Below are 12,870 nucleotides of genomic sequence, written 5' to 3'. Positions count from 1 at the left end.
TTAGAGAGAATTCATAGTGAAACACGCGTATTGTCTAGAAATGAGATATAGCTGTACGCTCGCATAAGTCAAATGACAAATGCGAAATTAGGCCGTCTTAGGACAGCAAAAATTGGTTAGCGCGAGCTCAAGGTTCAGTAATACTACTGTTTTGAAGAATTGGGCATTTTTGCAGGATCGGGCAGCTATGAGGAGCTGGTCCCTTTGGAAATGCAGAGCTGATTAGCAATGTAGTTTTAAATGAGTTCAATGTTGGGTTTCCCATTAACATGACGAATTGCGCCATAAGTATCCCGTCTATCAGCTAAAGGACTAGCCAATACCTACCCTACGTAATGTCCCAATCAGCAAGAATGGTCATTACGCGTATCCCCCAGAAGCGATCGCTGCTCTTTTTGAACATCGGTCATTCCGAGATTGCGCGGGAAAGTAACATAAAGTGAAATGAACGATCAATAGTTTTTAATAATAGCTTGATAAATAACAACGGTGATTGAGGAATTGATGTAAATATCGTCAACACTATCGTTTAAGAAAGAGATTCCCGATTCATTGGTTCCTCATGCCCGAGGAGGATGACGAGAATATACAAATGCTAGTACGGTGACTTTAAAGCTGCTAGAGAGGCTTTGAGGTCTGGGCGTCACTCCCTAGAGCGAGGAACGAGTTCATAGAGAATCTCGCTTTTTAAAACTAACTTGTCTAAACAAACTTGATTGCGAAATTTTGAGGTAGAGTTAGAAATAGGTATGAATTTTGAGTTCGAACAACAAGAGTTCTTAAACGTAAAGCTAAACGCCAGAAACCAAAAAGCCCGAACATTTCTGTTCGGGCTTTTTAATTTGGAGCGATACATCGGGTTCGAACCGATGACCTCAACCTTGGCAAGGTTGCGCTCTACCAACTGAGCTAGTATCGCATTTGCTACATCCGTTAAGACGTAGACTTTAATAGATGGTGCCCCGGGCCGGACTTGAACCGGCACAGCGCGAACGCCGAGGGATTTTAAATCCCTTGTGTCTACCAATTCCACCACCAGGGCACGCAATTCTTTATTGCGATGCCGATTACTGAAAAGTAAAACACCATCTTAATGCTGACGCCAATCAACATTACAAATTTTGGAGCGATACATCGGGTTCGAACCGATGACCTCAACCTTGGCAAGGTTGCGCTCTACCAACTGAGCTAGTATCGCATTTTCATTCATGTTCTTTCTAGTAAGAAAGAGAGAATGGAGGCGCCTCCCGGAGTCGAACCGAGGTCCACGGATTTGCAATCCGCTGCATAGCCACTCTGCCAAGGCGCCTTAGTAACTCCAACCGAATCGCTTATTGCCATCCTCTTGGGTACGGGATGCATTCTACGGATTCAGACGATTGAGTCAATATTATTTTTGTATTTTTAATTCGTTTGAATAGATTTCATACGAAACAGCCTAAATAGCTGACTTTATGTGCAAAGCACGCTGTGAACAGGCTCTTCAAAGGAGATCTATATCACATTAGATATCCACTATTGATCACTTAAACTTAGGTTAAAGATCAAAAAAGCGAGCCTCAGCTCGCTTCTTCATCAATGGTGTTTTTCATCCAACAAATCGTCTTTGGCAGCCATCAAGTATTGTGCCATTGACCAGTAAGTAAGAACAGTTGCCACATAAAGTGCAATGTAACCCACCCATACCATCCAATCATCATAGCGCCAGATAAGCACCCAAAGGGCGAACATTTGAGAAACGGTTTTTACTTTTCCAACCCAAGATACCGCAACACTTGCGCGTTTACCGATTTCAGCCATCCATTCACGAAGTGCCGAAATGATAATTTCACGAGCTATCATAGTCACTGCTGGAATAGTTATCCAAATCGAGTGGAAATGCTCAGTAATCAAGATAAGAGCCGTAGCAACCAGTACTTTGTCGGCTACAGGATCAATGAATGCGCCGAAACGAGAAGTTTGTCCAAGTTTACGAGCTAGCATGCCATCTAGCCAATCTGTAAAACCCGCTACCCAAAAAACCATCGCTGCAGCAAAAGGAGCCCATTGATAAGGTAGGTAAAAAACGACAACGAATACTGGGATCAAAAATAGTCTCAGTAAGGACAAAATGTTAGGTATATTCAAACGCATATTATTGGGCTCTTATTAATTGCGCTTTAATGGTGCGGGATTTTTACTATTGTTTCAATGCTTGATAAATGTTTTCTGCCAAAGAATGACTAATGCCCGGTACTTTGGCTATTTCTTCGACAGTTGCACGCTTAAGTTCTTGTAAGCCACCCATATATTTCAGCAAAGCTTGACGACGTTTAGGCCCCACACCTTCAATTCCTTCCAAAGCACTCGTTCTTCGCGTTTTACCACGTTTCGCTCTATGCCCTGCAATCGCATGATTATGGCTTTCATCACGAATATGTTGGATAAGGTGTAGTGCTGGCGCATCACTTGGTAAATTGAACTCTTCACCTTCAAGGGTCACTAAGGTTTCCAAACCAGGTTTACGTGTTACCCCTTTCGCTATACCCATCATTCTTGGTCGAAACGGCCAATCGTCCCAATATTGAGAAATAATCTCATGAGCACGATTCAGTTGGCCCTTACCACCATCAATGAAGATGATATCTGGGATCTTGTCGACATCAAGTTGCTTTGAATAGCGCTTTTCAAGTGCCTGAGCCATCGCGGCGTAGTCATCGCCTCCAGTAATACCAGTAATATTGTAGCGGCGGTATTCCGGTTTAACGGGGCCTTCCTGATTGAACACTACACAAGAAGCTATCGTACTTTCACCCATAGTATGACTGATATCAAAACATTCCATGCGCTTGATAGCATCCATCGACAACACTTCTTGAAGCTCTTTGAAGCGTTGGTTGATGGTCATCTTATGATTAATCTTGGTGGTAATTGCCGTTAAAGCATTGGTATTCGACAATTTAAGGTAACGACCTCGAGTCCCTAAAGGATTGGTATTGAAGTGGATCTTCCGACCCGCAACTTCACACAAAGCTTCTTGAATCGGTGTGACATCTTCCATCAAATCGGCGTTGAGAATGAGGCGAGTTGGTATGGTTCTCGCTTCGTTATGTGCGAGATAATATTGACTTAAAAAGCTCGAAAAAACTTCTTCTCGCACCGTATTGTTGGGAATTTTAGGAAAATGGCTTCTACTGCCTAATACCTTACCTTGACGGATCATCAAGATATGAATACAAGCCACGCCATTCTCTTGAGCAAAGCCCAAAACGTCCATATCTTCCATTGAATCATCAGATACGTACTGTTGCTCTTGCACCCGTCTAATCGCTTGGATTTGGTCGCGGAAAGCGGCCGCTTGCTCAAAGCGAAGCTCTTGGCTAGCCTTGTCCATTTTGTCGATAAGCGTTTCAAGGACGAGCTTGTCTTTCCCCTGAAGGAATAGACGAACGTAGTCGATAAGCTCGCTGTATTCTTCATCAGAGATAATTGAACTGACACATGGCGCAGCACAGCGGCCAATTTGATACATCAAACACGGGCGCGTTCTGTTGGCATAAACCGTATCTTCACACTGGCGAGCAGGAAAAATTTTTTGTATTAAGTGTAACGTCTCACGCACAGCGCCAGAATCAGGATAAGGACCAAAGTATTCACCTTTTTTCTTCTTAGCACCGCGATGCATCGACAAACGAGGATGCTTATGGCCACTAATAAAAATATAAGGGTACGACTTATCATCACGCAGAAGTACGTTGTATTTCGGTAAATACTGCTTGATGTAGTTGTGCTCAAGAATAAGAGCTTCTGTTTCCGTATGAGTCACAGTGACATCGATTTTGTCGATATTACTGACTAGAGCACGTGTTTTTTCACTGTCTACTTTTTTACGGAAATAGCTGGAAAGGCGTTTTTTGAGGTTCTTAGCTTTACCGACGTAAATAACGACAGCCTCGGCGTTATACATTCGATAAACGCCAGGCTGCTCTGTTACTGTCTTAAGGAATGAGACTGAGTCAAACAAGTTGGTCACTATACGATCTCAGTGTTAAAGGGTCTCAGTGTCTAACATTCCATGTCTAATCGCTAAATGCGTCAACTCTACATCACCACTGATATCCAGTTTGCTGAACAAACGGTAGCGGTAGCTGTTAACTGTTTTAGGACTTAGATTGAGTTGTTCCGAAATATCCGTCACTTTCTGACCTTTGGTAATCATCATCATGATTTGAAGTTCACGTTCAGATAAGTCTGCGAATGGATTTTCAGACGCAGGCGAGAATTGGCTCAAAGCCATCTGCTGCGCAATTTCTGGTGAAATGTATCGTTGGCCACTGTTGACCATTCGAATAGCATTTACCATTTCATCCGGACCTGCACCTTTAGTAAGGTAACCTGCAGCTCCAGCTTGCATCACTTTAGTTGGAAACGGATTTTCCGTATGAACAGTTAAAACGATGATTTTAATATCAGGGTTGAAACGCAAGATCTTCTTGGTTGCCTCTAAGCCACCAATACCAGGCATATTCATATCCATCAAAATAACGTCAGTATTGTTAGTACGACACCATTTTGCAGCATCTTCACCGCTTTCAGCTTCCCCTGCTACGTTCATTCCACGGACGTCTTCAATAATACGTCGTATCCCTGTGCGAACCAGCTCGTGATCATCTACAAGGAAAACATTTATCAAACTTGTATCTCCACACTATTAATTGGCTCTGCAACCACTGTGTCGTTTCATCTGTTTGAAACAATTAAACAAAGGAACAGTGGATCGCAGCATCAAGTACATCTTAACTTAATTAGTAAAAAAAAGCTCTGTTGAATATGTGCTGAAACACGAACTTTAGCAAGTACTTATTTATAAATAAGCCAACTAAAACAATAAGCTTTTGGTTAAAATCAACTAGTTAAGACAACACCCAATAAAATTACACAAGACAAAGATATTTTCAATAACATTAAATCACCATTCGCGACAATTTCGGTTATTTGCTTATAGAGTCCCGTTATTTACAACGATTAACTAGAATTTAGTGACTATTTCTGCCGTCTATTGTGCGTAAAGGATAGCTAAATGGTAGTATTCGACTCCCCATTTCAATAGGTTACTACATTGGATATTCAGCAAGGATTCGTACTCACAAGACAAGCAAGAGACTTTTCAGGGCGTACTCAAATCGATTTATGGCTAAGTACTCCCCAAGGCCCTACTTTGCTGACGATTCAAAATGAAAAACCTGTGTTCTTTGTCGCTCAATCTGACGTGCAAGCATGTCAGGCGATTGCGACTAAAGAAGCTATTGACTGCCAATTTAAACTACTAGAATTGGCCACTTTTGAGCAAACGCCTCTGGCCGCGTGTTATACCTCTTTATCGAGAAGTAGCTTCGGTTTAGCGCAAGCCTTTCACAACGACGAAATCCAGACTTTTGAAAGTGATGTTCGATTGGCTGACCGATATTTGATGGAACGCTTTATCAAAGGAAGTATCGAGTTTACTGGGGCTGCCATCCAAAAGAACAAACATCGTAGAGTTTCTAATGCAAAGTGTAGATCAGGCGATTACTTACCTAACTTGTCAGTAGTGTCACTTGATATTGAATGCTCAGAAAAAGGCGTGCTTTATTCCATTGGCTTAGACAGCCCGATGGACAGCCGAGTCATCATGGTCGGCGAACCACAAGAAGCAGACACCAACATCCAATGGGTTGTCAACGAAAAAGTGCTGCTTGAAGCGATGATAGCTTGGTTCTCGGAGTTTGATCCTGACATCATCATTGGTTGGAATGTCATCGACTTCGATTTTAGGCTTCTGCACAAACGAGCGGAATGGAATGAGGTAAAACTCACTATTGGTAGAGACAACCAACCAAGCTTCTTTCGCAGTTCTGCACAAAACCAGCAAGGCTTTATTACCATTCCCGGGCGCGTTGTCCTAGATGGCATCGATATGCTAAAAACGGCAACCTATCACTTTCGCTCTTGGTCTCTTGAATCTGTATCCCAAGAGCTACTTGGTGAAGGCAAAGACATCCATAACGTTCACGATCGCATGGATGAGATCAATCGGATGTTTAAATTCGATAAACCTTCACTCGCCAAGTACAACCTTCAAGACTGTGTGCTCGTAAACCGCATCTTTGAACACACTCACCTACTCGACTTCGCGATTGAGCGTTCTCGATTAACCGGTGTAGAGCTGGATCGTGTTGGTGGCTCAGTGGCAGCATTTACCAATTTGTACATGCCTCAGATACACAGAGCGGGGTATGTCGCGCCTAACTTAGAGCCGGAGAACTGGATTGCGAGTCCCGGCGGTTATGTGATGGATTCGATTCCCAACCTGTACGACTCAGTTTTAGTTCTCGACTTTAAAAGCCTGTATCCATCAATCATCCGCTCTTTCTTGATTGACCCTATGGGGCTGATTGAAGGGTTAAAGCTGGAACTAGGCCCAGGAGAAAACCAAGCGGTCGAAGGTTTTAGAGGTGGTCAGTTCCACCGTTCTAAACACTTTCTGCCAGAAATGATTGAGAACCTATGGGCAGCACGTGATGTGGCTAAGAAGAACAACGAAAAAGCATTTTCTCAAGCAATTAAGATCATCATGAATTCATTTTATGGAGTGTTGGGGTCTTCAGGTTGTCGCTTCTTCGATACTCGCCTGGCGTCATCCATTACCATGCGTGGTCATGAAATCATGAAACAAACCAAAGTTCTGATTGAAGACAAAGGCTATCAAGTTATCTACGGTGACACCGATTCAACCTTCGTGTCTCTGAATGGCAGTTATGACCAACAGCAAGCCGACGAGATTGGCCATGAATTAGCGGCTTACATCAACGATTGGTGGACGAATCACTTAAAAGAAACCTACAACCTGACTTCTATACTCGAATTAGAATACGAGACTCACTATCGCAAGTTTCTTATGCCGACCATTAGAGGCTCTGAGACAGGGTCGAAGAAACGTTATGCAGGCTTGATCAATCAAGGCGACCAAGAGAAGATCATCTTCAAAGGGCTTGAAAGTGCGCGAACCGATTGGACACCTCTCGCGCAGCAATTCCAACAAACTTTGTATGAAATGGTATTTAACGATCAAGACCCAACGGACTATATCAGACAATTTGTCGATGAAACCTCTGCTGGTAAACACGATGATTTACTGGTGTACCAAAAGCGCTTACGCCGCAAATTACACGAATACCAAAAGAACATTCCACCACAGGTTCGCGCAGCAAGATTAGCAGACGAGATCAATGCTCAGCTTGGTCGCCCTCTTCAATACCAAAACAAAGGACGTATTGAGTATTTGATTACTATGAGTGGTCCTGAGCCCAAAGAGTATTTAAAAAGTGGCATCGATTATCAGCACTATATCGACAAACAAATCAAACCGGTTGCAGAAGCAATTTTGCCGTTTATAGGACTGGATTTTGAAAGAGTTAGCGGGCAGCAGCTAGGTCTGTTCTAGATTGAATCCTCTTCCAAAGTGGTCATTGAAGCAAAAAAGCAGAGAAGTGCTGTGTTACTCAGCCCACTCTGCTTTTTAGTATTCATTGGGAGGTTACTAATCTCTATCCGATACGAAACTCAGTTTTTTGATATTGCTTAACCAGCCATTCCCCAAAACCATCAAGAATCCCTATTACCGAACGTTTAGGAATCGGTTTACCAGAAAGTAAAATGCCTAACCTGTGGATTTCGACGTCTTTATCTGGGTGATACTTCAAGAACTGTTGACCACACTCTATTGGGTCATCGAACCAATATTTGTCACGATACATCACCAAAGAATAACTCGCTCGCAGTAGCTTTTTAGCAATGACCACTTGCGCGGCCACTTGTTGTTCTGGCGTTGTTGCTCGGGCGATCTTATTGCGATACACCGCTAACCAGTTTTCCGCATCCATATTCCAGTGCTTAGCGATTTCCCAACTTGTTTCAAAATCACCATAACAATCCGATAAGTCTTCACCATGCACGCACACAGCTAAATGTTTCAGCATAAAGCCCCATGTGAATATGTTGTCGAAATCAACGATCTCGCTCACCAAGGTGGTTTTGATCGCCACTTGTGTGACCTGAGGGAAGCTCTTTTGAAAACGCCACTTAATGGTGTTTAACAACGTGGTTCGTTGGTCTGGGAAAGGACGATGAGTAACCACAACAACATCAAGGTTCGACCGACCGACGACGGCTTGCTTACGCGCTACACTGCCATAAATATAGACACTGTGTAGATTAGAACCTAACCCACCTTTTAGAAAGGTAATCAGATCGTTAACCACAGGTTGGAATTCAGGTTGAAAAGGCTGTGTTGGGTCAATAACAGGTAGCTGCATAGGTCGTTTCGGTAAATAAAATAATGATTTAACTGTCTCTCTATGATCGCTTAGGTGACTTTATGATTCAAGCTATTCCTATTTATAGCGTCTACGAGATATAATCACCGGATAGACCCAATAAGGACAAACACAAAATGCCTAGAGCAAGTGAGATTAAAAAAGGTTTTGCGATCAATGTTGATGGTAAAACAATACTCGTAAAAGATATCGAAGTAACAACACCAGGTGGCCGTGGTGGTCAAAAGATTTACCGCTTCCGAGGTCACGATGTAGCAACTGGCGTTAAAACAGAAGTTCGTCACAAGGCTGACGAAATCGTTGAAACTATCGACGTGACTAAGCGTGCAGTGATGTTCTCTTACGTTGATGGCAACGAGTACATCTTCATGGATAACGAAGATTACACACAATTCATCTTCAACGGTGAAATGATCGAAGACGAACTGCTGTTCATCAATGAAGAAACGCAAGGTATGTACGCTATTCTTATCGATGGTAACGCAGCTACTCTTGAGCTTCCTTCTTCAGTTGAACTAGTAATCGAAGAAACTGACCCTTCAATCAAAGGCGCGTCTGCTTCAGCTCGTACTAAACCAGCTCGTTTATCTACCGGCCTTACTGTTCAAGTTCCTGAATACATCGCGACTGGCGACAAAGTTGTAGTGAACACCGCTGAACGTAAATACATGAACCGCGCAAGCTAAGATACTTATTATGACCGAAGCTAACGACCTTATGTCTTACGACGATGCAATTGATACTGCATATGACATCTTTCTAGAGATGGCACCTGACAATCTTGAACCTGCAGACGTGATTCTATTCACAGCGCAGTTTGAAGATCGTGGCGCTGCAGAACTTGTTGAAACTGGCGATGATTGGGTTGAACATGTTGGCTTTGAAGTCGACAAAGAAATCTACGCTGAAGTGCGCATTGGTCTTGTGAATGAAGCTGATGACGTTCTAGACGATGTATTTGCTCGCATGCTAATCAGCCGAGACCCAGAACATAAGTTCTGTCACATGCTGTGGAAACGCGACTAATACCACTGTCGACGCTCATCTGCATGAGTAAACAAGTATTCATGTAAGCGAGTTAAAAGTTAGCCGAGCCGATTGCTCGGCTATTTTTATCACGCTATCTCCCATCGTGATTACTCACTTTCATCATCAACTTTAGATTCACTGATTATGACCAAAGCAAAAACAGACACACAATCAAAAGGCTACGCCTGCATTGGCCTAGTTAACCCAAAGACACCTGAAAACGTAGGCTCAGTTATGCGAGCGGCTGGCTGCTACGGCGCCAACTCTGTGTTTTACACCGGCACACGTTACGACCATGCGCGAAAATTCCACACAGATACCAAAGAAAAGCACCTAGCGTTGCCTTTAATTGGTGTTGAAGAGCTAAAAGATATTATTCCAGTAGGCTGCGTGCCTGTTGCTGTTGATCTGATTGAAGGTGCTAAGCCTCTGCCTGATTACAAGCACCCACCACGCGCGTTTTACATTTTTGGTCCAGAAGACGGCACGCTAAAGAAAGAGATCACCGATTTCTGTCGTGACACGATTTACGTTCCAACTAACGGCTGCATGAATCTAGCGGCCTCTGTGAATGTTGTGCTCTACGACCGATTGGCGAAAGGCGATAACTTCTCGAATCACAAGTAAATAGAACGAGATACGAAGAGATTTGTAGCTTCACGCAAGAAAAGCGCAAGGCGCAAAGCACAATTGCTGTCGATTACTTCTGCGCTTTTCTCTACTCGATTACTCGCATCCCGCATCTTTTATTTCTTCTAGACGTAAAAAAACCTGCTCAATGAGCAGGTTTTTTAGTATTCAGTATTTTCAACTAATAAAGCTTTAAGCTTAAAAACTGAAGTAACTACTTGCGTAATTACTGACGTGTTCTTGGCTTAGCTGGTTTAGCCGGACGTCCATTGTTCAATTTAGGCTTGCTCTTGTTAGTCTGAGGCTTGCCTTTGCTTGCTGTTGGAGTGCTACGACCTGATTCTGGAGTTGTAGTACCGCGAGTTGCAGGCTTCTTACGCTTAGTCTGGTTACTACGGCCTTTTGGTGCATTTGCACGCTCTTCGTGACGCTTAACAGCACGACGAATTTTTTGGCTACGAGAACGCTCACGCTTACGAGAAGTATTTGAAGGATCAAGATCCAACAATGTTTCTTTCTCTGGATTTAGCTCAACCAACTGACGTAGGTAGTTAACTTCTTCAAGGTCTAGCTCTTTCCAACCGCCGCGAGGCAGTTTCTTATCAAGGTAGATATCACCGTAACGTACACGTTTTAGACGGCTTACTGTCGTTTCTTGTGATTCCCAAAGACGACGAACCTCGCGGTTACGACCTTCGTTAATCGCTACGTAGAAAGTATGGTTCATACCTTCACCACCAGCGTAAACCACATCTTCGAAACGAGCCATGCCATCTTCTAGTTCAACGCCGCGCACAAGGTTCTTAACCTTCTGCTCGTTCACTTCACCAAATACACGTACTAGGTATTCACGTTCAACCTGACGGCTTGGGTGCATTAGGCGGTTTGCAAGTTCACCATCAGTAGTGAAAAGCAAAAGACCCGATGTGTTTGCATCAAGACGACCAACTGAAATCCAACGAGAACCACGGATCTTAGGTAGACGATCGAAAACAGTACGGCGACCTTCAGGATCGTGACGAGTACACAGCTCACCTTCTGGCTTGTAGTAAGCCAGCACACGACAAACTACTTCTTCAGAAGCTTTACCAGTAATAGTGTGACCATCGATACGAATCACTGAGTTCTCGTCTTCAAGACGCTCGCCCAGTTTCGCAACTTGACCGTTAACACTTACACGACCAGATTTGATTAAACCTTCTAGTTCACGACGAGAACCGTGACCAGCTCGCGCTAAAACCTTCTGTAATTTTTCGCTCATTTACTCTTTTCTACCTAATTGTCGTCTTCACAGACGTCGAATGAATTTTTTCGCGACCAAATCGCGGTCGCGTATTATCGCAAATAACCTGCCAAAAAGCACTTGTTATTTACTCAAGCAAGTTTGCTGTTTCGTTACAGACTGTTAATCAGTAACGCTATTATTCAAACGGTGCTGGATCGCCGGCACCACGACGTAAAACAACGGCGTCATCGTCGCTGAAGTCAATAACTGTGGTTGGTTGCTCACCTAAGTAACCGCCATTCAAAATGACATCAACCGCATGCTCTAGGCTGTCACGAATTTCTTCAGGGTCCGATTCAGTTGTCTCGTTCCCCGGAAGAATCAGTGACGTCGACATCAATGGCTCGCCCATCGCTTCCAACAAGTCGAGTGCAATCTTGTTGTCTGGGACACGAATCCCAATCGTTTTACGCTTGGCGTTCATCAGACGCTTTGGCACTTCTTTGGTTGCTTTAAAAATAAACGTGTAAGCACCGGGCGTATGCGCCTTAAGCAGGCGGAATGCGACGTTATCTACTCGTGCGTACAGAGACAATTCAGAAAGATCACGGCATAACAACGTGAAATTGTGTTTGTCATCGATTCGACGGATCTTACAGATACGTTCAAGTGCTTGTTTATTTTCAAGCTGACAGCCCAGCGCATAGCCGGAATCTGTTGGATAAACCACCACACCGCCATTGCGAATAATCGCAACCGCCTGGGTAATTAAGCGTGCTTGTGGGTTATCTGGATGTACATAAAAAAACTGGCTCATTGTTGATCCTCGTTATCGAATCTCTCGACTCTATCATCAGAAGGAGCTGGTTCACCTAAATACTGTCATCGGTATCAGATGGTGGAACCGTTTGAAACTCCCAATCTTTCCATACTTCTTCGACCCCAGAAGGTAGCCAGAGATTACGTCCAAGTTCCATCCACGGGGATGGATAATGGAAGTCGCTGCCTTGGGAGGCTAATAGTTTGTATTGTATAGCATAATCCGCAAGTGTGCGTCTTTCTTGTTGTGCTTGTTGAGGTTGAGCCACTTCCATAGCGTCACCTTTTGCTTCAACAAATGCGGCTAACAAACGCTTAACCCACTTTGCTGTAAGGCCATATCGCGCAGGGTGTGCTAATACAGCCTGTCCGCCGGCTGCATGAATTGCCGTGACAGCATCGCTCATAGAGCACCAAGTTGGCGGCACGTAGCCTGGGTTATTGCGAGTTAGAAACTTTTTAAATACCTGCTGCATGGTTTTCGCATAACCGTTATCAACTAGCCACTTAGCAAAGTGAGCGCGAGTAATCGGCGCATCACCAGCAATCAACTTAACCTCATCGAGAACCCCTTCTCGGGTCGCTTTCTCAAGGCGCTGAGCAATCATCTCTGCACGTCCGACACGGTGTTGCTTCTGTTGTTCAATTAACGCTTTCAATTCTGGTGATTCAGGATCGACGTTTAACCCAACAATATGGATATCTTTGTTTTGCCAAACGGTTGAGATCTCGATGCCGTTAATCAACTGAATAGGAAGATTGTTATCAGCAATATAGCTGCGTGCTTCTGCAAGCCCATCAGTCGTATCATGA

General features: G+C 43.8%; 11 protein-coding genes and 4 tRNA genes. 4 read left to right on the top strand and 11 right to left on the bottom strand.

Annotation, left to right across the window (positions count from 1 at the left end; translation table 11 throughout):
• Window positions 1-843: 843 nt before the first annotated feature.
• The 7 genes from IQO02_RS11665 to uvrY form a co-directional block, all read right to left on the bottom strand.
• Window positions 844-919, bottom strand: a tRNA-Gly gene (locus tag IQO02_RS11665).
• A 36-nt stretch (window positions 920-955) separates the two neighbouring features.
• A tRNA-Leu gene (locus IQO02_RS11660) sits at window positions 956-1,042 on the bottom strand.
• A gap of 80 nt (window positions 1,043-1,122) precedes the next feature.
• Window positions 1,123-1,198, bottom strand: a tRNA-Gly gene (locus IQO02_RS11655).
• Window positions 1,199-1,235: 37 nt separating this feature from the next.
• Window positions 1,236-1,309: transfer RNA gene (locus tag IQO02_RS11650), tRNA-Cys, on the bottom strand.
• Window positions 1,310-1,575: 266 nt separating this feature from the next.
• Window positions 1,576-2,133 carry a CDP-diacylglycerol--glycerol-3-phosphate 3-phosphatidyltransferase gene (pgsA, locus tag IQO02_RS11645; protein WP_010438068.1) on the bottom strand — a complete coding sequence of 186 codons (558 nt, stop codon included), beginning with the start codon at window positions 2,131-2,133 and terminating at the stop codon, window positions 1,576-1,578.
• Between the two features lie 46 nt (window positions 2,134-2,179).
• Window positions 2,180-4,012: an excinuclease ABC subunit UvrC gene (gene uvrC / locus IQO02_RS11640; RefSeq protein WP_010438066.1), complete on the bottom strand. Its 1,833-nt coding sequence runs from the start codon at window positions 4,010-4,012 to the stop codon at window positions 2,180-2,182.
• A gap of 15 nt (window positions 4,013-4,027) precedes the next feature.
• The gene (gene uvrY, locus IQO02_RS11635) at window positions 4,028-4,672 is read right to left on the bottom strand and encodes a UvrY/SirA/GacA family response regulator transcription factor (protein WP_010438064.1); all 645 of its coding nucleotides are present in this window, start codon (window positions 4,670-4,672) and stop codon (window positions 4,028-4,030) included.
• A 426-nt stretch (window positions 4,673-5,098) separates the two neighbouring features.
• Here uvrY and IQO02_RS11630 point away from each other — a divergent pair, with 426 nt between their 5' ends.
• A complete protein-coding gene (locus tag IQO02_RS11630) occupies window positions 5,099-7,462 on the top strand; it encodes a DNA polymerase II (RefSeq protein WP_016789267.1) in 2,364 nt (787 codons plus the stop codon).
• A gap of 103 nt (window positions 7,463-7,565) precedes the next feature.
• Here IQO02_RS11630 and IQO02_RS11625 read toward each other — a convergent pair whose 3' ends face one another.
• Window positions 7,566-8,333: a hypothetical protein gene (locus IQO02_RS11625; RefSeq protein ID WP_016768367.1), complete on the bottom strand. Its 768-nt coding sequence runs from the start codon at window positions 8,331-8,333 to the stop codon at window positions 7,566-7,568.
• A gap of 137 nt (window positions 8,334-8,470) precedes the next feature.
• Here IQO02_RS11625 and yeiP point away from each other — a divergent pair, with 137 nt between their 5' ends.
• The 3 genes from yeiP to IQO02_RS11610 all read left to right on the top strand — a co-directional run bounded on the left by yeiP (window position 8,471) and on the right by IQO02_RS11610 (window position 10,010).
• Window positions 8,471-9,040, top strand: a complete 570-nt coding sequence (gene yeiP / locus IQO02_RS11620) for an elongation factor P-like protein YeiP (RefSeq protein WP_010438058.1) — start codon at window positions 8,471-8,473, stop codon at window positions 9,038-9,040.
• Between the two features lie 10 nt (window positions 9,041-9,050).
• On the top strand, window positions 9,051-9,380 hold the full coding sequence (locus IQO02_RS11615) for an HI1450 family dsDNA-mimic protein (RefSeq protein ID WP_004741258.1): 330 nt from the start codon (window positions 9,051-9,053) through the stop codon (window positions 9,378-9,380).
• Between the two features lie 147 nt (window positions 9,381-9,527).
• Window positions 9,528-10,010, top strand: coding sequence for an RNA methyltransferase (locus IQO02_RS11610; protein ID WP_010438051.1), 483 nt, complete (start codon window positions 9,528-9,530; stop codon window positions 10,008-10,010).
• A 229-nt stretch (window positions 10,011-10,239) separates the two neighbouring features.
• Here IQO02_RS11610 and rluB read toward each other — a convergent pair whose 3' ends face one another.
• The 3 genes from rluB to rnm all read right to left on the bottom strand — a co-directional run.
• Window positions 10,240-11,274, bottom strand: a complete 1,035-nt coding sequence (gene rluB / locus IQO02_RS11605) for a 23S rRNA pseudouridine(2605) synthase RluB (protein WP_016768368.1) — start codon at window positions 11,272-11,274, stop codon at window positions 10,240-10,242.
• Window positions 11,275-11,434: 160 nt separating this feature from the next.
• On the bottom strand, window positions 11,435-12,055 hold the full coding sequence (locus IQO02_RS11600; protein WP_009848751.1) for an L-threonylcarbamoyladenylate synthase: 621 nt from the start codon (window positions 12,053-12,055) through the stop codon (window positions 11,435-11,437).
• A gap of 55 nt (window positions 12,056-12,110) precedes the next feature.
• On the bottom strand, window positions 12,111-12,870 hold a 760-nt coding region (gene rnm / locus IQO02_RS11595), incomplete at its 5' end, for an RNase RNM (RefSeq protein WP_228006042.1).

It is taken from the genome of Vibrio sp. OPT24 (genome assembly GCF_015163545.1).
GTDB lineage: Bacteria > Pseudomonadota > Gammaproteobacteria > Enterobacterales > Vibrionaceae > Vibrio > Vibrio cyclitrophicus.
This window is presented reverse-complemented; position numbering and strand designations above follow the sequence as displayed.